The organism is Sporosarcina sp. JAI121 (assembly GCF_013408665.1).
In the GTDB taxonomy this organism is placed as follows: domain Bacteria; phylum Bacillota; class Bacilli; order Bacillales_A; family Planococcaceae; genus Sporosarcina.
This window is the reverse complement of record NZ_JACCCL010000001.1, coordinates 257,707-276,688: the sequence shown is the minus strand read 5'-3', so window position 1 is coordinate 276,688 and position 18,982 is coordinate 257,707. Positions and strand designations below refer to the sequence as shown.

Annotated in this window: 17 protein-coding genes and 1 riboswitch; of the genes, 1 reads left to right on the top strand and 16 read right to left on the bottom strand. The window is 48.4% G+C overall.

Going from position 1 to position 18,982, the window contains the following annotated elements; translation table 11 throughout:
• Window positions 1-7: 7 nt before the first annotated feature.
• The 16 genes from HDC33_RS01390 to HDC33_RS01310 all read right to left on the bottom strand — a co-directional run bounded on the left by HDC33_RS01390 (window position 8) and on the right by HDC33_RS01310 (window position 16,759).
• Window positions 8-1,204, bottom strand: coding sequence for an acetyl-CoA C-acetyltransferase (locus HDC33_RS01390; protein ID WP_179390750.1), 1,197 nt, complete (start codon window positions 1,202-1,204; stop codon window positions 8-10).
• 190 nt (window positions 1,205-1,394) lie between these two features.
• A complete protein-coding gene (locus HDC33_RS01385) occupies window positions 1,395-3,545 on the bottom strand; it encodes a (Fe-S)-binding protein (RefSeq protein ID WP_179390749.1) in 2,151 nt (716 codons plus the stop codon).
• Between the two features lie 281 nt (window positions 3,546-3,826).
• Window positions 3,827-4,522: a hypothetical protein gene (locus tag HDC33_RS01380; protein WP_179390748.1), complete on the bottom strand. Its 696-nt coding sequence runs from the start codon at window positions 4,520-4,522 to the stop codon at window positions 3,827-3,829.
• Window positions 4,519-5,004, bottom strand: a complete 486-nt coding sequence (locus HDC33_RS01375; RefSeq protein WP_179390747.1) for an ECF transporter S component — start codon at window positions 5,002-5,004, stop codon at window positions 4,519-4,521. The genes HDC33_RS01380 and HDC33_RS01375 overlap by 4 nt, the downstream gene beginning before the upstream one ends.
• A 3-nt stretch (window positions 5,005-5,007) precedes the next feature.
• Entirely contained in the window at window positions 5,008-5,589 is a 582-nt protein-coding gene (locus tag HDC33_RS01370) for a cob(I)yrinic acid a,c-diamide adenosyltransferase (protein WP_179390746.1), read from the bottom strand.
• Window positions 5,586-6,005 (bottom strand): bifunctional adenosylcobinamide kinase/adenosylcobinamide-phosphate guanylyltransferase, encoded by a 420-nt coding sequence (locus HDC33_RS01365; RefSeq protein ID WP_179390745.1) that lies wholly within the window; start codon window positions 6,003-6,005, stop codon window positions 5,586-5,588. Before HDC33_RS01365 ends, HDC33_RS01370 begins: the two co-directional genes overlap by 4 nt.
• On the bottom strand, window positions 5,945-6,559 hold the full coding sequence (locus HDC33_RS01360; RefSeq protein ID WP_179390744.1) for a histidine phosphatase family protein: 615 nt from the start codon (window positions 6,557-6,559) through the stop codon (window positions 5,945-5,947). The genes HDC33_RS01365 and HDC33_RS01360 overlap by 61 nt, the downstream gene beginning before the upstream one ends.
• Window positions 6,532-7,296, bottom strand: a complete 765-nt coding sequence (gene cobS, locus HDC33_RS01355; RefSeq protein WP_179390743.1) for an adenosylcobinamide-GDP ribazoletransferase — start codon at window positions 7,294-7,296, stop codon at window positions 6,532-6,534. The genes HDC33_RS01360 and cobS overlap by 28 nt, the downstream gene beginning before the upstream one ends.
• Complete coding sequence (locus HDC33_RS01350) at window positions 7,293-8,129, bottom strand: cobyric acid synthase (RefSeq protein ID WP_179390742.1); 837 nt, start codon at window positions 8,127-8,129, stop codon at window positions 7,293-7,295. The genes cobS and HDC33_RS01350 overlap by 4 nt, the downstream gene beginning before the upstream one ends.
• Window positions 8,126-9,841 carry a bifunctional adenosylcobinamide kinase/adenosylcobinamide-phosphate guanylyltransferase gene (locus HDC33_RS16430; protein WP_255457265.1) on the bottom strand — a complete coding sequence of 572 codons (1,716 nt, stop codon included), beginning with the start codon at window positions 9,839-9,841 and terminating at the stop codon, window positions 8,126-8,128. Before HDC33_RS16430 ends, HDC33_RS01350 begins: the two co-directional genes overlap by 4 nt.
• Window positions 9,828-10,796 (bottom strand): adenosylcobinamide-phosphate synthase CbiB, encoded by a 969-nt coding sequence (gene cbiB / locus HDC33_RS01335; RefSeq protein ID WP_218843142.1) that lies wholly within the window; start codon window positions 10,794-10,796, stop codon window positions 9,828-9,830. Before cbiB ends, HDC33_RS16430 begins: the two co-directional genes overlap by 14 nt.
• Window positions 10,784-12,256, bottom strand: coding sequence for a heme ABC transporter ATP-binding protein (locus tag HDC33_RS01330; RefSeq protein ID WP_179390741.1), 1,473 nt, complete (start codon window positions 12,254-12,256; stop codon window positions 10,784-10,786). The genes cbiB and HDC33_RS01330 overlap by 13 nt, the downstream gene beginning before the upstream one ends.
• Window position 12,257: 1 nt before the next feature.
• The gene (locus HDC33_RS01325; protein ID WP_179390740.1) at window positions 12,258-13,253 is read right to left on the bottom strand and encodes a FecCD family ABC transporter permease; all 996 of its coding nucleotides are present in this window, start codon (window positions 13,251-13,253) and stop codon (window positions 12,258-12,260) included.
• Window positions 13,246-14,211, bottom strand: a complete 966-nt coding sequence (locus HDC33_RS01320; RefSeq protein WP_179390739.1) for an ABC transporter substrate-binding protein — start codon at window positions 14,209-14,211, stop codon at window positions 13,246-13,248. The genes HDC33_RS01325 and HDC33_RS01320 overlap by 8 nt, the downstream gene beginning before the upstream one ends.
• Window positions 14,212-14,331: 120 nt before the next feature.
• Window positions 14,332-14,515, bottom strand: a riboswitch (cobalamin riboswitch).
• Window positions 14,516-14,651: 136 nt separating this feature from the next.
• Window positions 14,652-16,319 carry an arginine--tRNA ligase gene (gene argS, locus HDC33_RS01315; RefSeq protein ID WP_179390738.1) on the bottom strand — a complete coding sequence of 556 codons (1,668 nt, stop codon included), beginning with the start codon at window positions 16,317-16,319 and terminating at the stop codon, window positions 14,652-14,654.
• Window positions 16,316-16,759, bottom strand: a complete 444-nt coding sequence (locus HDC33_RS01310) for a YwiB family protein (protein ID WP_179390737.1) — start codon at window positions 16,757-16,759, stop codon at window positions 16,316-16,318. The genes argS and HDC33_RS01310 overlap by 4 nt, the downstream gene beginning before the upstream one ends.
• Window positions 16,760-16,917: 158 nt before the next feature.
• On the opposite strand from HDC33_RS01310, the gene HDC33_RS01305 reads away from it, so the two are divergent.
• Window positions 16,918-18,975, top strand: a complete 2,058-nt coding sequence (locus HDC33_RS01305) for a transglycosylase domain-containing protein (RefSeq protein ID WP_179390736.1) — start codon at window positions 16,918-16,920, stop codon at window positions 18,973-18,975.
• Window positions 18,976-18,982 lie beyond the last annotated feature (7 nt).

The window sequence follows — 18,982 nt, the reverse complement described above, 5'->3', positions numbered from 1 at the left end:
CTCCCACTCATTCCGATTTTTCCACTTCAATCATGATTGCGTCACCTTGGCCTCCGCCTGAACAGATCGCTGCAATACCGATGCCGCCTCCGCGGCGTTTCAGTTCGTGCGCAAGTGTCAAAATAATGCGCGTTCCGCTTGCTCCGATCGGATGCCCGAGTGCAACCGCACCGCCGTTGACATTCACTTTTTCAGGATCAAGCCCTGCGATCTGCGAACTTGCGAGAGCCACTGCTGCAAATGCTTCATTTATTTCAAACAACTTTATATCTTCAAGGCTCTTACCAGTCTTCTTCAATAACGCATTAATGACGAGTCCGGGTGTCTGCGGGAAGTTTTCCGGTTGAATGGCGACTTCCGCATGGCCGATTATTGCTGCTAAAGGTGTTTTCCCCTCTTGTAACGCACGTTCTTCATTCATCAAAACAAGCGCACATGCACCGTCGTTAACGCCCGGTGCGTTACCGGCTGTAATTGTACCGTCCTTACCGAACGCCGGACGCAATTTCGCTAGTAATTCAGTTGATGATCCGCGACGAGGTGCTTCATCCGTGTCGAATAAAATCGGATCGCCTTTTCGCTGCGGAATCTCGACCGGAACGATTTCTTCTGCAAACACCCCTGCGTCGATCGCCTGCAGTGCACGTTCGTGGCTACGCAACGACCATGCGTCCTGCGCTTCACGCGTCAATGCAAATTCATCCGCCGTATTGTTACCGTAAGTGCCCATATGGACGCGGTCGGGCGAGAATGAACAGGAAAGCCCGTCGTAGATCATGCCGTCAATCAGCTCTGCATCGCCCATTTTCAGTCCGAATCGTGCTTTCGGTACGTAGTAAGGTGCGTTGGACATGGATTCCATGCCGCCTGCCACAATCACTTCTTCATCGCCTAAGCGGATCAGCTGGTCGCCGAGTGTAACGCTGCGCATTCCCGATGCACATACTTTGTTGATGGTTTCCGTTTTCACGGACCATGGCAGTCCCGCTTTCGTTGCAGCCTGTCTGGAAGGAATTTGCCCCTGACCTGCTTGCAGCACGGTTCCGATAATGACCTCGCCGACTTCCTCCGCTTTCACATCCGCACGGTTCAATGCGTCTTTGATGGCAATGCCTCCAAGATCGCTTGCTGTCATCGATTTTAAAGCTCCGCCCAGTTTTGCAAATGGTGTGCGTGCCCCATTTACTATGACCGTTCTATTCATATCCATCGCCCCTTTTACGTTGATTGATAACGCTTTCATTAGTGAGTCGTATAGTAACTGTCACCAGTGACTGAACGCTCGCTCGGTTAGTAGTCAAGAAAAAAGGAGTGTTTCCACTCCCTCATTTCGCTTGTAAATCAAAGTTCTAATTCTATTAATTGTACGACAATACTGATTGTTCCGCAATGGCTTATTGTAAAATCGATTCTTCCTCTTCCACTTCGGTAGGCTGCCAGTCTTCACCGAAAATCGAACGCTCCAGCAATTCAGCGATATCGTAAGTCCCGACGGTTTCTTCCACTTCTTTCGCTTTCGTTCCGTCAGACAGCATCGTCAAGCAGTATGGACAGCCGGAGGAAATGATTCCCGGACTCACTTCAAGCGCTTGTTCTGTTCTTGCGACGTTGATGCGGTGGCCTGAATCTTCTTCCATCCACATCAATCCTCCGCCCGCTCCACAGCACATGCCGTCTTCGCGGTTGCGTTTCATTTCAACAAGCTCAACTCCTGGAATCGATTTGAGAATTTCACGCGGCGGATCATAGACATCGTTGTATCTGCCCAGGTAACAAGAATCGTGGAATGTGATCGTTTCGTTGATCGCATGTTCCGGTTTCAACTTCCCTTGGACAACGAGTTCGTGAAGCAGTTCCGTATGATGGATCACTTCCGCTTTAAATCCGAAATCCGGGTATTCATTTTTAAAAATATTGTAAGCGTGCGGGTCAATCGTGACGAGTTTTGTGACACCGGCTTTTTCAAATTCGTCGATATTGGCTGTAGCCAGCTCCTGGAATAAAAACTCATTCCCTAGTCGACGCGGCGTATCTCCGGAGTTTTTCTCTTTATTGCCGAGTATGGCGAACTTGACGCCCGCTTCATTCATGAGATGCACAAAGGACAATGCGATTTTTTGTGAACGGTTGTCGAATGAACCCATCGAGCCGACCCAGAATAGGTACTCGAATTCTTCGCCCGCTTTTTTCAGTTCTTTCACCGTTGGAATATGAAGATCCGGACGGGCCTCTCTCCAGTTCTCTTTCTCTTTACGATTCAGCCCCCATGGATTCCCTTGACGTTCGATGTTTGTCATCGCGCGCTGTGCATCCGGATCCATTTTCCCTTCCGTCATCACAAGGTAACGGCGAAGGTCGATGATTTTATCAACATGTTCATTCATAACCGGGCATTGGTCTTCACAGTTACGGCATGTTGTACAAGCCCAAATTTCCTCTTCCGTGATGATATCACCGATGAGGGACGGGCTGTAAATATCGTCCATTGTAGCGCCTTCAAGTCCGGCAGCCATTGCGATCTGGTTGCCTTTCGTGTTGTTGAAAGCGAAAGTTGGCACCCATGGTTTTTGCTTCGTGACAAGTGCACCTGTATTGGTCAGGTTATCACGTAATTTCGTGATCAAATCCATCGGGGACAGCATTTTACCGGTCCCTGTAGCTGGACACATATTCGTACAGCGCCCACATTCGACGCATGCGTATAAGTCGATCATTTGCAGCTGCGTGAAGTCGGTGATTTTCCCTACCCCAAGCGGCGGCATCTCTTCCCCTTCTTCCACATTTTCCAATGCTTCGAAGTCGATTGGTTTCAGGCGCCCTGCATGGTCAAGACGGTGGAAGTAAACATTGGCAGGCCCTGCAATCAAGTGCGCATGTTTCGATTGCGGCACATAGACAAGGAACGTCAGTAAAATTAACAGATGAATCCACCAAGCGACGAAAAATACAGTTGCGGCGGCAATCGATGGCATGAAACTGAATATCGTTGCGATTGCCGAAGCGACCGGCTCAGACCAAGATGCTGCATGTCCCTGCCAAATCATGTTCATTCCGTTCGCCAGTAACGTCGAAACCATAAGCCCCCCGATGAAAATCAGAACAAGTCCCGATTTCCATCCGCGTTTCAGACGGACAAGCTTCTCGACATAGCGACGGTGGAATGCCCAAACGACCGCGACGAGAATTGTAAGTGCGACGATTTCTTGGAAGAATGTAAAGGCAGGATACAGCGGACCAAATGGTAAGTGTGATCCCGGTTTAAGCCCTTTCCAAATAAGATCGATAGCCCCGAATTGCACGAGTAAAAACCCGTAGAAGAACATAACGTGAATGGCTCCACTTTTCTTGTCTTTTAATAGCTTCTTTTGTCCGAACACATACACCCATATTTTGCGGAGACGTTCCGAAACATTATTATCAAACTCTTCTTTCTTCCCCAGTTTGATAAATTGAATCCGAGTTTTAATCAAATATGTGAACAATGCAAGCGCATATGCCACGACTGCGAAAAACAGAATCCAGTTGGCAATGAGCAATGGCCCCATTTTATTCTCCCCTTCCAAATTGTTTGAATAGTAAAGATAGTGTAGTCGAAAATTGGAATTATGTCGATGTCTATTTTCTAGTTTAATTATGAATGAGCATTCAGTCAACTAAAAGTTTAGATAGTTTTGAGATATTAGAGAAGTTTGCAAGGGGGTGGGATGGATATGGTCGGTTCGGCTGCGGATATGGTCGGTTCGACGGTGGTTATGGTCGGTCGATAGAAAGATATGGTCGGTCATATTGTTTACGAAAAGAAAAACCTGCAATACCGATGCAGGTTTCAAGTGATAATCGTTAATTTATTCAAGTATGCGCCGAATAATACTTCGGCTTTAGCCACCTGCGTTTCAAGAACCGCAAGAATCACAACGGTTGACGGTCCGGCTGATTTTGCTGTATCCAGTACGCTTTCGACCCTTGCTTCTTCATTTCCAACCATCAAACGGACTTCTTCCAAAATCCCACGTGAGCCAACCGGCCAAACACGATGGATAATTCCACTTTTCTTGGCTGCATGAATAAGAGCTACAGAAGCAATTTCTTCTGCACGGTCTCGCACTTCATCCCCAACAAGTGGCGACCCGTATGTAAACCACGAACTATTTTCTTCCGTCGGTGACTCTATTTTTTTCCCTATCATCGTCACTGCCATCGCCGACTGGACAAGTTCCATATTCGTTTCTGAACTTCCGCTGATTGACGGAACTTCTAGCCCCGACTCGTGGAATAAATCCGTGACACCCGCCACGTAATTTTTCCAACTGGCGCTGCCGCTGAAATTGTGGATAAGGATCGCGACAGGTTCCGCATGCGCCGCCCATTGTTCAAGCAGTGCGACACGCGTAGCAAAATACGCGGTTATGCGGTCCGGCACAGTGACAATATCCTGTGGCTTTTCACCGATGCCGCCTGAATTGTCAGTTGTGACGATGTAACCGCCGCCGATATCAATGGCATTCCTCATCGAAGTACTCATCGTAGTAGCCTCATGCGCCCAGCCGCTACATGCTGCAATGACGGCATGACTACTGCTGCAACAACCGCGTTGACGATTGTCGCGAGCAATAGAAATGGAACCGCGCCAAGGAAAAATGCCGGTGATATTAGGAAATAGAATGGTAAGGGTGCTAGCAAACCATTGGCTACTATGAAAAAGATCCACTTCATCTCACTGTGCCCCGCTTTGTGCAGGCGGGCAAAGACGATAATAATCGCGAACATTTCAAGTGCGATGAGCGCATGCAATGGCCCTAAAGGGAAACCGGCGTACATTGCAGAGGCTGTGTGCCCAAGCATCGCGGCAATCCCCGAAAATACAGGCGGAAGAAACGCTGCCGAAATTAGCGCCGGCACTGTGTCGAGCGCCAATGAACCGATGCCTGACGGGATTTTGATCAACCCGCCGATGACACAGAGTGTGGCAAACAGCGCTGTCAACGTGAGCCGTTTCAATTGCATCGGTCAGTCCTCCTTTTTCTTATCCGTCCTGAATACTTTTGCACTTCTCACATATTCGTTATCCGGTACGTTCACCCGCGAATTCGCGATGCGTGCTGCAACGAAAAGATAGTCGGAAAGTCTGTTCAAATAGCGTTGTACCACTGCCGGTACATCTTCTTCCGCCTTCAAAAGTGTGACCGTCTGCCGCTCTGCCCGTCTCGCGATAGTCCGTGCAATATGAAGCGTTGCGGCGGCAGGTGTTCCGCCTGGCAGAATGAACTTCTCCAGCGGCGGTGCTTCTTCCATCAACACATCAATGCGCTGTTCAAGCACTTCCACCGGTTCTTCGGACAATTTATAATGACGTTCTTTCATGACGTTCGCAAGGTCCCCCCCGCCATCGAACAATTCGTTTTGAATCGCTTCCAAGTCTGTGAGGATATCTGCGAATATGACCGTATCGAGTTCGGTCATCGCTTTTCCGACGAATGAATTCAATTCGTCCATCGTGCCGTATGCTTCTACTCGAAGGCTATCTTTATCGACGCGACCGCCTATCAAACTCGTTTTCCCTTTATCCCCAGTACGTGTATAAATTTTCATTCAAAATCTCCCCTTTTCTTTATTGTTTTTGCAAGGCCATACCAAATCCGTGTCACTTCATCCGCATCCGCCATCATCCGCTGGTAAAGTCGGCCGCAAACATCGCGCAAGTTCCGTTGCTGTGCATCTACAGGCACAATTCCACGTCCGATATCCGTCAAAATAAATACCACATCACGGTTGGCAGTGCATTTCATAACATATTCAATCGCCGCTTCCTCCGACAAATCCGTCTCCGCTAGCCACTTCTCAATCCCAGCTATAACAGTTGTCTGAATAGTGTCTGAATTGTCTAGGTGACTGCCACCCAGACAATTCCCTTCTATCCATTGTACGTTGTGTTTGCCTTGCTCTTTCAGCCACTTTCTAACGTATTCCCGCTTGCCGTTGTGGGCACCGCCGATAAAAACGTGCATGGTTTTCCCTCCTTGAATGCTTTTTCACTTTCCCATTCAAGTCGGTAGCCCGTGCCGTGCGGGATGTCCCAAGACCAGAACGCTTTTTCTTCGGATGATAACTTCGTCAGGATTGCACGGATCGGTCCGCCATGCGTCACGACAACCGCTTCATTAGGCAATCGCCTGAGCGCGGCAAGTACACGCGTTTCCACATCCCTTAAACTTTCTCCGCCAGGCGGTGAAATCTCATACGGATTGTCAATCCAATTTCTATACGCCTTATTCTTTTCAAGTTCTGCATATGTTTTCCCTTCAAACCCGCCAAAATTGCATTCACGCCAATCGGCATCCGCCTCAAAAGTCGCTTTCGGGAAATAGAGTGCTGCACTTTGTCTCGAACGGAGAAGGTCGCTTCCGTAAACGAATTGTAAAGGTGACAGGCACCCACACAATTTCCAATCCCATTCTTCCGATTTCAAAATCGGTTCGTCCGTCCAGCCAATGTACTTCCGTTCTTGATTGCCTGCAGTCGGAAGGTGCCTTATCAGATAAAGCACAAAACCGTGAACCATAGCACCGCCTCCATTCCCTCAATGAATGCTCCGCACAAATCCCCACTGACACCGCCGAAATGTTTCAACGACCAGTTTCGAAAAATGACTAGTGCTAGTACGATCACCGCTACTATGCCAACCGCGAGAAGAACGTTTTTCAACAACAATCCGACCGCGAATAATATCACTGCACTGCCAATTACCGAACATCCGATCACTGTACCGGCTGCAATCTTCTCTTTGAAAAAGTGTGCGATGCCTTTATCTTTTGCGAGACCCACCTTTGTGAAATACACATTCATTGCGGCCCTTGCCAGGAATGGAATAGCGATGAATATTACAATACTTCCTGTTCCATTCATCAGGATTTCATTGAACAAAGCGATTTTTACGATGATTAGGAGGACGAGTGCCATCGTTCCAAATGCACCAAGACGTGGATCTTCTAGAATTTCAAGCCGTTTTTCGCGATCCTTGTACGAAAAGAACGCATCACCCGTATCCGCCCAGCCATCAAGGTGCAATCCCCCGGTCAGAATGATCCCGGTCAAAACGATGAACACCGCGGCAATAAGCGTTCCGAAATTCAAAACGTTCAATAGCAGTTCCGATACCCCGTACATCGCGAGCCCGATTGCCGCTCCGACGAAAGGAAGCGCCACATACATTGCGGTCACTTCTTTTCGACCAAGTGGTAGTTCTTTTCGAATCGGGATTGCCGTGAAAAATTGAATAGCGAGCATTACGCCGTTCATTTTACTTCCCCGGATTGTGACACAATCTCTTTCATAAGTGGCCAGTTGAGATGCTTTTTGACATGTGTCGCCCAGGCATCATAAACGTCAACTCCCGCGGGAGCTTCTATAATCGGTCGCTCCATGTCTTCCTCTTCAATGCCATGATCGACTTTGAATGGAATAACGCCCGCGACCGGAATCCCCGTATAGGTTTCGATAAATTCAACACCCTCCCGGAATAAAGAAACGTCACCGTGGAATTTATTGATGATAATGGCTTTGACACGTTTTCGATGCTCCGGCTGTAAAAGTTGGAGCGTGCCAACGATTGATGCAATGGCACCGCCCCGATCAATATCTGCCACTAAAACAGCCGGCACATCCGCAATTTCCGCAACACGCATATTGACGATTTCCCGGTCGTTGAGATTCACTTCCGCAGGGCTGCCCGCCCCTTCAATAATGACCGTTTCATACGTTTCTGCCAGTTTGGCAAGTGACGTTTGAATCGCTTCAATTCCGTGCGTGAAAAATTGCTCCCGATATGCCATTCCCGCTACGGGGCCAAACTTCTCCCCGAAAAAGAGGACTTCCGACTTCATGTCCGCCATCGGTTTCAGCAAAATGGGATTCATATAAATCGAAGGAATCGTTCTGGCAGCCGCCGCTTGAATGAATTGCGCGCGACTCATTTCTTCACCGTTTTCCGTTGTCGCGGAAAATCCAGACATGTTTTGTGATTTGAACGGTGTAACACGCACACCTTCATCGGAAAATATGCGGCAAAGCGCTGTACAAATCATCGTTTTTCCAGAATCCGATGCCGTTCCTAACACAATTAGCCCATTCATTGCGTCACCTCCTGACGTTCACTTTTCCATACAATCGGAATTCCGTAATCCATTTCAACCGCTGTATCTGCTAGTGCGACTAACTTTTGGTGAATACGCCCCAGCCACATACTGTAAATTTCCGTTTCCACGTATTCGGACGGCAGTTCATCAAGCACTTCATTTGAAACGATGACGAGGTGAGCGGCTTGCCCTAGTATCGCGTCGATTGTTTCGTACAGTTGCATTTCCTTCTTTTCCATACAACCTAATTGGCCGATACAAGGTTTCCCGGTTTCCCAACCTGTGTATAACTCGTTCGCCAGCCATGTGGTGACACAATCCCATAATACATAATCCGCCGGCTGAATCGCAGGCAAAACCTCCTCCAATTTCACCGGTTGTTCAACAGTCGTCCAACTATGATTCGAACGGTCTTGTCGATGCCAATCGATACGCAACTTCATTTCCGGATCCGTTGCAGTACCGGAGGCGATATAAACAAGCCGGCCCCCGTTTTTACCGGTTTCATCCACAAGCAATCTCTCCGCATAGGAACTTTTCCCGCTCCTTACACCCCCACTAACAAACGTCAGTTTCCCCGGACGAATTATCTGAATAGTGTCGGAGTTGACTGGGTGACTGTCACCCAGAGGGTTTTCCTCCAACCACTTACGAAGCTCTTCTTTTAGTACGGCCATGTCTGCTGGGTTTTTCATGCCGATTCGCAGCCATCTGCCATCCATTCCTCGGAAGTTTTCTGAATGGCGGAGGACGATTCCACGCGCAAGCATATCCCGGTATAATTTTTCGGAATCACGGCCGGGTCCCAGTGTGAATGCAATGAAATTGGTTACCGAATCTGTAACCGTGCAGCCATACTCGAGTAAAAACTGTGTCATCTTTTCTCGTTGCAAGTTACTTCGTTGTATCGCTTGTTCACGGTATGACTCTTCCTGTAAACAAACCGCTCCGATTTGTGCCGCTAAACCGTTAACGTTCCAATGCGGGGCGCGTGCTTTTATTTCCTTTATGACAGTTGGATCTGCCGCAACGTACCCTAGCCGTATTCCCGGAATGGCGTACATTTTTGTCATCGAGCGCACGATAATAAGGTGTGGATTGTTCATTATTTCCGGAATGAAGGACAGTGACTCATCGACGAAATCGATAAAGGCTTCATCCAAAACAACATCACACCCCACTTCAGCGCCGTAACGAATAATTTCAAATAAATTCTCAGCCGCAGGCAATATTCCCGTCGGATTGTTCGGCGTGCAGATATACACAACGGAAGCCGAATCCATACCGTCGAGGATCGCTTCAAGCGGCAACTTGAACCCGTTATCTTCCGACGCAAGAACCCGTACAATCTCGACGCTTTTCGCCGTTAAAGTCGCTTCATATTCGGAAAACGTCGGGTGCACGACTATCGCTCGCTTTCCACGATAGCGTTCTGCCAAAAGTGCGAGCAGTTCAGCCGCCCCGTTCCCCGCGAATAAATAATCAACCGAAATGCCGTGGTAATCGGCTGCCGCTGATAGAAACGGCTCCCCTTCCGGATTCGGATAAGCCTTCAGCCTGTCCAGCAACTGTGGCCAAATTTGCGCAACTGATTCAGGAGGCCCCGCTGGATTTACATTTTCACTGAAATCCAGCAGCCGAGCAGGCGGTTCCATACCCAGTCTCGCATACACGCTGCGCGGATTTGCGCCGTGTTCAGGCAACTGCATAAAACATCACTCCAATCACCGTTAATACTAACCAAAAAATAAACGCCGCAATATGCATTTGTGTAATCGTTTCTTTAATATGTATCGCTGTCAGCGGGACGTTCCCCGGGCCGAGTTCAGGCCGTTTTGATGCAACTCCCCGGTATGTACTCGTTCCGCCAAGTGTAACGCCAAGTTGCCATGCTGTCGCTGCCTCCAGGAATCCGCTGTTCGGACTGGGATGGTTCCTCGCGTCTTTACTCCATCCGGCGAACCGTTTCCTGAAGGAAATCTTGCCTTTATTCGGCGCATATAAAATGACCAGGAAACCAGTAATACGCGCTGGAATGAAATTCAAAATATCGTCTGCCCTCGCAGAAAATGTACCGAATTTCTCATAACGTTCGTCTTTGTAGCCAATCATTGAATCGAGCGTATTCACCGCTTTATACATCCATAGACCGGGTGCCCCCAGAAGAAATGCCCAAAATAATGGAGACGTAATGCCGTCCGCAATATTTTCCGATACGGTTTCCACCGCACCACGGACGATGCCGCTTTCTTTCAGTTTTTCCGTATCGCGGCCGACAATCCAGGACAGTTTAGTTCGTGCTTCCGGTAAATCCTTCGCAGCAAGCGGGCGATAAACGTCAAGCGCCGCTTCGCGCAAACTTTTTTGCGCTAGTCCGATGGCGATAAGAAGCCCCTCCACAGCAACCCCTACAAAAATGTGAAATTGGTAGGAGAAAACCACTACGGCAAAAACGACGACCAAAACAATCCCGACTGTGATGAAAAGCGTAAACGCTCCTTTTAACGTGCGGAACCGTCCTTTATTCAATACTGCTGTCAACTTTGAAATGAACGTCCCGATCCAGCGGACAGGATGCGGCCATTTTGGTGGATCTCCAATCATCCTGTCGAGCAGGAAACCGATGGCAATGGCTATGAAGTGTGCAGGGATCAAGTCGTCCATCCTTTCGCCTTTTTGTATGCACGGATTGCCCGTACTGTGCAGTCATAAACCCCGTGGCCAATCAATTTTCCGAGCGGCGTGATTGGACCGGCATACGGAAGGTATTCCCCTTGTTGCGTTGCAGCGACAAGAAGGCTGTCCGTCGATGTACCTGTCGCAATTGTACCCGTCAGCGGATCTGTTATCGATTCAGTCTGAAGCGCTTTCGTCTTCGCTTCCGTTGCCGTTATCATCGCTTGAATGAATGCTTCATCAGGCAGTTGACCATTGACGATAACCCATGTATTGATCGTACCGACACGGGGTTTTTGATCACGCGGGAGCGCTTGTGACACATCGACAGCATTGCCGACCCCCGCCGTCACTGCAATCAATACAGTTCCGAACTCCCCTGCATATTCCTCGACTTCAGCGTGCTCTGTTGTGACGGCGGTCATCATGCCGACTGTATCCGTCAGTCGAAAGCCTTGCTGTTCAAGATAAGAAGCATTTTCGGCTTTGACATCATCGATATTGTAATCCGCATCAACATGCCGGTTGACGAACGACCGATACCAACCGCTTCCCGCATTGTGAACAGCAGAAGATAGCGTTTTTAAAGGGCTTTCTGTTTGCAGAGACACATAGTGCGACGACACGGAAAAATCTTCTTTTCTCACCTTGAAAGGTTTCATTTCCGCTTTCAAGTCGGGCAGAAGCGTAATTTGCGGCTTGGCCAATTCAGGATGCGGCTGCGATTTCACGCGTGCTCCATAGACGGCTTGGATTGCTTCTTCTTTCACAACGTCCTGTGGCGCACCGATCTTAGCGATTTGTCCTTTATTCATCAGCAAAAGCCGATCACAGTATAAAGATGCTAGATTAATATCATGAAACACCGAAATGACCGTCAGTCCTTTGTCGACTGCCTGTTTGCGGATCGTATCGAGCAATTGCTGTTGGTGGGCGATGTCCAAATGATTTGTCGGTTCATCGAGCAATAATATCGGTGCTTCCTGGGCGAGTGCCTGCGCAACGAAAACGCGCTGCTGTTCACCTCCGGAAAGCAATTCAATCGAGTTCTTGGCATATCGGGTGATCGCCATATTGCTCATCGCTTCCGTGACAGCACGTTCGTCTTCATTCGACCAGGAAGAAAACAGGCCTGATTGGTGCGGATATCGGCCAAGTTCCACCGTTTCACGAACGGAGTGGGAAAATGCGTGGGCATGCAGTTGCGGCAGGACTGCAACTTTTTTGGCGAATTCTTTTTGTGAATAGCTTGATGCATCCTGCCCGTCGATTGTGACGGAGCCTGTTTCCATCGGGAGGATGCCTGAAATGATTTTCAGCAGCGTTGATTTACCGCTTCCGTTGGGACCGAGTATGCCGAGTACTTCGCCTTTCTTCACATTGAATGTCACTGACTTCACGACCGGCTCTTTGCCGTATCCGCCGGAAACGTTTTCGACTTTCAACACGTTACATTCCTCCTGTCCTTCGTTGTTTATAGAAGATGAATGCGAATACCGGCGCACCGATAAATGCAGTGATGACACCGACCGGAAGTTCAGTCGGGGAAATGATCGTCCGTGCGATCAAATCGCAAATGATCAACAACGTAGCACCGTTCATGAACGATAACGTAAGGAGATGGCGATGATCCGAGCCCCACAGAAGCCGCGTCATATGCGGAACAACTAGTCCGACGAAGCCGATTGTACCGGATACCGCAACTGCAGAACCTGTTAGGATGGAACCGCCGATCAAGATGCTGAATTTACGTCGTTTGACGTTGACGCCTAAATGATGCGCCCGTTCTTCCCCGAACAGCATCGCATTCAATTCACGACGGTTCAGCCATAGCATAAGTGAACCGATGACGACGAATGGCAAGATCATTGTAATATAGTTCCAGCCCCTCATCGACACACTGCCAAGAAGCCAGCCGATGATCTGCCGCAATTCCTCGCCTGTCAGCGCAATCATCAGTGACAGGACAGAGCCGAGAAACGAACCGAAAATGATCCCCGTCAAAATGATTGTTTCCATTTTCATCGCACGGTCAACTAGACGCGCGAATCCCAGAACGAGGAACATTGTCAGTGCAGCACCGATCATACTGAATATAGGGAGCGTATATGTGCCTAAAAACGGAATGGAAATACCAAAAAAGAGCGTCATAACAGCACCGACCGAGGCGCCGGATGACACTCCGAGGGTGTAGGGATCAGCAAGCGGGTTTTTCAACAGCCCCTGGAAAGCCGCTCCGGAAATCGCGAGCGAAGCGCCGACAAGTCCGGCAAGCACGACTCGCGGCAAGCGAATTTTCCATAATATGTTGGTGGCTGTTGCATCCGCCCCGGCATTCCATAACGTACTGATCGGTATTTTCACAGACCCGATCGACACACCGAGCCATACCGCCACAATGAGGGCGGCGGCAGAAACGATGTAGGCAACGCTGGATTTACTCACTGAATACCTCAGGGTAAATGGCTTTCGCTATTTCTTCGAGCCCATCGGCAAGACGCGGACCTGTCCGGCTAGTGATGTTCTCTTTTACTTGAACAACAGCTTTTTCTTGAATAGCCGTAATAGAGTCAAAACCGGGTCGTGCATAAACATCTGCGACAGCAGTTTCGATGTAGTCATATAAAACAATAAGTACATCTGGATTACGGTTGACGATTTCTTCCGGATCTATCATGAACCAGCCTTCTTGATCGGCAGCAATATTCTCTGCACCAATCATTTCAAGCATTTGATCCATGAATGTATTTTTACCTGGTGTGTAAATTTCCGGAGCGGGTGATGTTTCAACGAAAACCGTCTTTTTATTCTCGACTTTGGCTGTTTTCGCTAATACTTCTTCGACTTTCGCTTTCATGTCCGCAATGATCTTTTCTGCTTCCACTGTTTTACCAGTCGCTTTACCGATTGTTTCGATCGTTGTATAGGTTTCATCAAAGTTTGCTGCATTTTTCACAACAAAGACTGGGATTCCTGCATCACGGATCTGTTGCAGCCCTTCTTCTCCCGTTCCAAGTCCTGATTCATGCGCAAAAACGATTTCAGGGGCCATCGAAACGATTTTCTCGACGTTGAATTCCATACCGCCGATTTTCTCTTTTTCAAGTACTTCCGCCGGATAATCATCGTAGTCGTTTACGCCAACAACTTCATCAGCAAGACCTAGTTCAAACAAAATTTCCGTATTGCTCGGCATCATCGAGACAATCGTTGCCGGTGCTTTTTCTAATGTGATTTCATTGCCGACTGCGTCCGTGAGTGTCAGTGGGAAGTCAGCTTTGACTACGTCTTCTTTCGGTGTTGCGTCCACTTTCGGCTTGTCTTCTGTTGCAGCCCCTCCGCATGCCGCAAGCAGGAATACTGCAAAGATAGCCGTCAACCCTAATTGCCAAATCTTCTTCATGTTGGTTTCCTCCTGTTTTTCGCCAAATAAAAATCCCCCGCAATATCTACAGAGGAATAAGTTGAGTAAAAATCCGGACGCACGGAGACGTCGATTTTCACTAATCCTATCCTCGTAGGGTACGTGTGATCCATAAAGGCAGGTCTCCTGGCTTGTGCTCAATGCTTGTCGCGTCTTCCCGGAATTTCCCCAGTGACTCATTGCGACTTGCTCACACTTACAGTGGCGGGACCGCGCCGGCATTGAACCGGCTTCCCTTTTAACCCCGTCTTTAAAGCGGGGCACCTTTATGTTTGGTATGTATTTTTTGTACAACATTCAGTATACTACAAAATTTTTGTCTGTCGATAGCAGTACTTGTCGATACGCCGGCAAATCTGGATTTTCCCGCCCATGAAAAAAACCGCCACACATAAGTGTAGCGGCCAATCAAAACGGTATTACATTTTTTCCGGTGCAGAAACCCCAATCAGTTTCAATGCGTTGGCAATCGTCGTGCGTGTGATCGTGATTAGTGCAAGACGTGCTTCCGACAAATTGCGGTTTTCCGGGTCCAGCACTTTTTCCGCATTATAGAAGCTGTGGAAAGTGGCCGCAAGTTCTTGGATGTACGTTGCAACACGGTGCGGTGAACGTATTCTTGCTGAGTCGCTGATGACTTGCGGGAAGTCACCGATCTTCTTCATTAATTCCAATTCTTTTTCAGCTTGCAATAAAGAGACGTTTTCCACAGAAGCGGATAGTCCACTTTCCTCGGCTTGACGTAAAATCGAGGAAATCCGTGCGTGCGCATATTGTGCGTAATAGACAGGGTTTTCATTGGACTGTGAAATCGCCAAGTCAAGGTCAAAGTCCATTTGCGAGTCGCCCGAACGCATTGCGAAGAAATAGCGGACTGCGTCCAATCCAACTTCTTCGACAAGTTCACGCAACGTGACAGCTTTTCCTGTCCGTTTGCTCATCTTGAATTTCTCTCCGTCTTTATATAACTGAACCATTTGAGCAACGCTGACTTCGAGCGTATCTTTGTCGTAGCCAAGCGCTTCGATTGCCGCTTTCATCCGCGGAATATAACCGTGGTGATCTGCGCCCCAAATGTTAATGAGCTTATTGAATCCGCGGGACAATTTATCCTGATGGTACGCGATATCCGGTGTTAAATATGTGTAGGTACCGTCGTTTTTAATGAGAACGCGGTCTTTGTCATCACCGAATGTCGTAGAACGGAACCATGTTGCGCCATCTTCTTCAAAGACATGGCCATTTGCACGTAATTTATCAAGAGCGACATCGATTTTCCCATTTTGATACAACGAAGTTTCCGAGAACCAGACGTCAAATGAAACACGGAAATCGGAAAGGTCTTTCTTCAACTTCTCTAATTCATAATCAAGTCCGTATTGACGGAAGAATGTATAACGCTCTTCATCGGGAACATTGACGTATTTATCGCCGAATTCGTCCGCAAGTATTTTCCCGAGTGTAATGATGTCCTGCCCTTGATAGCCGTCCTCAGGCATTTCTTTATCCAAACCGAGCGCTTGGAAATAACGCGCTTCGACAGACTTCGCAAGGTTATGCACTTGATTGCCCGCATCGTTGATGTAGTATTCACGTGCGACATCGTATCCTGCAAAATCGAGGACGTTGCATAGGGAATCGCCGAGTGAAGCCCCGCGTGCATGTCCTAGGTGAAGGTCGCCTGTCGGATTGGCAGAAACGAATTCAACTTGGACTTTTTGGTTGTTGCCGGAATTTGAACGGCCATAGTTCTCGCCTTGCTCTAGAACTGTCTTGACAATGTCGCCCAGATAATCGGTTTTCAATTTGATATTGATGAAACCGGGTCCTGCAATTTCAATTGATTTAATTGCCGTATCTTCTGTATTCAATTTCTCAAGAATCGCTTCTGCAATGACGCGCGGCGGCTTTTTCGCCAATTTCGTCAGCTGCATCGCAATGTTCGTCGCATAATCGCCATTGTCCTTGTTATTAGGTGTTTCAAGCATTATATCCGGAATCGCCGTTTCTTCTGCCAGGCCTGCGTCAATTACCGCTTGACGCAACGCTGACTTCACTTCTTGCTGAATCTGTTCTACCGCGTTCATATTGTTCCCTCCGTGTATGTAATAGTCAGTTCGTATGTTCCGAGAAGCGCTCCTTCTGCATGCAGATCATAATTCACATTGAAGCGACCGCCGGATCTGTCCTTTCGCTCCGTGAAATCGAGTTTTTCCGTTTTGACGACTAGGTCGAACGCCGCCGGTCCGTTGCCGTATGTTCCCGATCGTTCTCCCGCTTCAATGAAAGGCAGCCGCATGTTGACTGCGCCGCGGCGCATGATAAGTGCATCTGTGGAATCTAGTCTGACAATAGTCTGAATCCGCTTTCCGCCTTGTTCTTCTTCATATTTCAAATAGGGTTTGCCGGCTTTTTCAATGAGCAATCCCGTTGCATTCAATTCATGCTTTTCCTCGTCTTGACCAGGATGCCGGATTGACGATTGAAGCTTGATCTTCACATTTCGCTCTTTTTCCCGTGATTCCAAACGCTCACGTCCTTATCATAAATACATCTATTCATTATATCCTTTTTCCGGTCTACATTTCAATCTATCTGGGTAATGCATGTTTTTATCGCATTGCCGTTTAATCTGTTTCCATGCGTCGCATACTAGACACAATGACATGGACAGGAAGGGATCACATGCGACGGACAGTGTATGTAAAAAATAAAAAGAGACGCTCGACGTTACGAAGGATAATGCTGTTAACCGTCACCATGATGATGGCGGTGTTGACTGTCTTTCTATCACTTAGGTTGTATGCGCAAATTACAGGGGCGCCTTCTTTAAGTGTGCCGAAAGCTTCCGTCTTTCTCGATAAAAACGGCAAGCAGATCGGCGACCGATTTTCCGCGGAACGGCGTTACTGGGTCAGCCTCGATGAAATGTCGCCCTTTCTAATCGATGCTGTCATTGCGACGGAAGACAAAAACTTTTATAAACACAACGGTTTTGATTATAGACGGATTGCTGGAGCGCTTTTGAAAGATATAAAATCCGGGAGCAAAGTTGAAGGAGCCAGCACAATCTCAATGCAATACGCGAGAAACTTGTATTTGACGTTTGAAAAGTCATGGAAACGCAAAATTACCGAATCACTCTATGCCTATCGAATGGAAACGTTTTATGAAAAAGATGTCATTTTGGAAGGCTATATGAATACCGTTTACTTCGGTCACGGAATGTACGGCGTCGAGGCGGCAAGCAGGTTCTATTTCGGCAAGTCCGCGAAAGAGCTGACACTCGAAGAATCCGCCACCATCACCGCGATCGCCAAAGGACCTTCGATTTATTCACCCATTGAAAATCCTCAAAAATCACGGGATCGGCAATTGCTCGTCCTTTCACTGATGGAAGCGCAAGGATATATCACCGCGCGGCAGGAAGAACGGGCACAAAACGAACAAATTACGTTAAAAAACCGCGAGTGGGCTGATACGAAGCGTGTTGCCCCTTATTTCCTTGATGAAGTGTGGCGCGAGGCGGAAAAAGTGCTGACAGAGAAAGGACGCTCTCCGGTTGAAGGCGGCTGGACGATTCGGACAACGCTGGACCCGCATCATCAGCAGACCGCCGAAGAGACGATCGCTAAATGGATGCCCAACAGTGGTTTACAAGTCGGATTCATGTCGATCGAGGCTGGAACCGGGGCAATTACATCACTCGTAGGCGGGAATGATTATACAGAAAGTCCTTTCAATCGGGTGACACAAGCAAAGCGCCAGCCCGGCTCCGCCATGAAACCTATTCTTTACGCGGCTGCCCTGGAAAACGGATTCAGTCCGTTGACATTCTTATCTACTGAAAAAACCATCTTTACGTATGACGAGGGACGTTCCACGTATGAACCGAATAACGTTAACGGTAAATTCGCCGGACACCCTATCTCACTCGCACAGGCGCTCGCTATTTCCGATAACATATACGCGGTGAAGACACTTGAAGATATCGGTTATAAGAAATTCAGCAAAATGGCTGACCGTTTAGGCGTCGAAGGTGATTTTCCTGATTCCCCCGCCACTGCGCTCGGGACTTCGGTTGTAACGCTGTACGACATGACGAATGCCTATAACAGAATCGCCTCGGGCGGGATCGAAACCAAACCGACGACGATTTTATCCATCTCGGATTCTGAAGGCAAGACGATATATGAACATCCGGCAAAGAGCAAGAAACGCATTATGAGTGAACAGGACGCTTTCGTTCTCACCCATCTGATGACTGGCATGTTCGATCCCGTGTTCAACGATTATTCCACTGCTACAGGATTATCAATGCGGCCAAAACAGACGCGTCCTTATGCCGCCAAGTCCGGAACAACGATTTCGGATCAATACTTGATCGGCTTCACGCCGTCGCTGACAGCAGGCATCTGGACCGGATTCGACGTCGGCGAGCAGCTGACTGAAGCGTCGGATAAAGCGGCCTCGAAAAAGATATGGATGGACTTCATGGAGGGCGTGAATCGCGGGAAGCCGGCCGAGCCGTTCATCCCCCCTGACGGCGTCAACAGCGTCATCATTGACGTTGATACGGGCGGTATCGCAGTGAACGGTTGTGACAAACAACGGCTAGTCTATGTGAAAGAGAAGGATATGCCTCAAAAGCTATGCACGGACAAGACGCTGAGGGAAAAACGCTCCTCGGGCGAAGCGGATGGAAAGAAATTCGAACTGTTTCCATTTTCGTTTTTTGAGTAGGGTTGTG

Excerpts from the sequence above, each read along its gene's own strand:
- HDC33_RS01390 (WP_179390750.1), bottom strand. The coding sequence starts at position 1,204 with ATGAATAGAACGGTCATAGTAAATGGGGCACGCACACCATTTGCAAAA.
- HDC33_RS01385 (WP_179390749.1), bottom strand. The coding sequence starts at position 3,545 with ATGGGGCCATTGCTCATTGCCAACTGGATTCTGTTTTTCGCAGTCGTG.
- HDC33_RS01380 (WP_179390748.1), bottom strand. The coding sequence starts at position 4,522 with ATGAGTACTTCGATGAGGAATGCCATTGATATCGGCGGCGGTTACATC.
- HDC33_RS01375 (WP_179390747.1), bottom strand. The coding sequence starts at position 5,004 with ATGCAATTGAAACGGCTCACGTTGACAGCGCTGTTTGCCACACTCTGT.
- HDC33_RS01370 (WP_179390746.1), bottom strand. The coding sequence starts at position 5,589 with ATGAAAATTTATACACGTACTGGGGATAAAGGGAAAACGAGTTTGATA.
- HDC33_RS01365 (WP_179390745.1), bottom strand. The coding sequence starts at position 6,005 with ATGCACGTTTTTATCGGCGGTGCCCACAACGGCAAGCGGGAATACGTT.
- HDC33_RS01360 (WP_179390744.1), bottom strand. The coding sequence starts at position 6,559 with ATGGTTCACGGTTTTGTGCTTTATCTGATAAGGCACCTTCCGACTGCA.
- cobS (WP_179390743.1), bottom strand. The coding sequence starts at position 7,296 with ATGAACGGCGTAATGCTCGCTATTCAATTTTTCACGGCAATCCCGATT.
- HDC33_RS01350 (WP_179390742.1), bottom strand. The coding sequence starts at position 8,129 with ATGAATGGGCTAATTGTGTTAGGAACGGCATCGGATTCTGGAAAAACG.
- HDC33_RS16430 (WP_255457265.1), bottom strand. The coding sequence starts at position 9,841 with ATGCAGTTGCCTGAACACGGCGCAAATCCGCGCAGCGTGTATGCGAGA.
- cbiB (WP_218843142.1), bottom strand. The coding sequence starts at position 10,796 with ATGGACGACTTGATCCCTGCACACTTCATAGCCATTGCCATCGGTTTC.
- HDC33_RS01320 (WP_179390739.1), bottom strand. The coding sequence starts at position 14,211 with ATGAAGAAGATTTGGCAATTAGGGTTGACGGCTATCTTTGCAGTATTC.
- argS (WP_179390738.1), bottom strand. The coding sequence starts at position 16,319 with ATGAACGCGGTAGAACAGATTCAGCAAGAAGTGAAGTCAGCGTTGCGT.
- HDC33_RS01305 (WP_179390736.1), top strand. The coding sequence starts at position 16,918 with ATGCGACGGACAGTGTATGTAAAAAATAAAAAGAGACGCTCGACGTTA.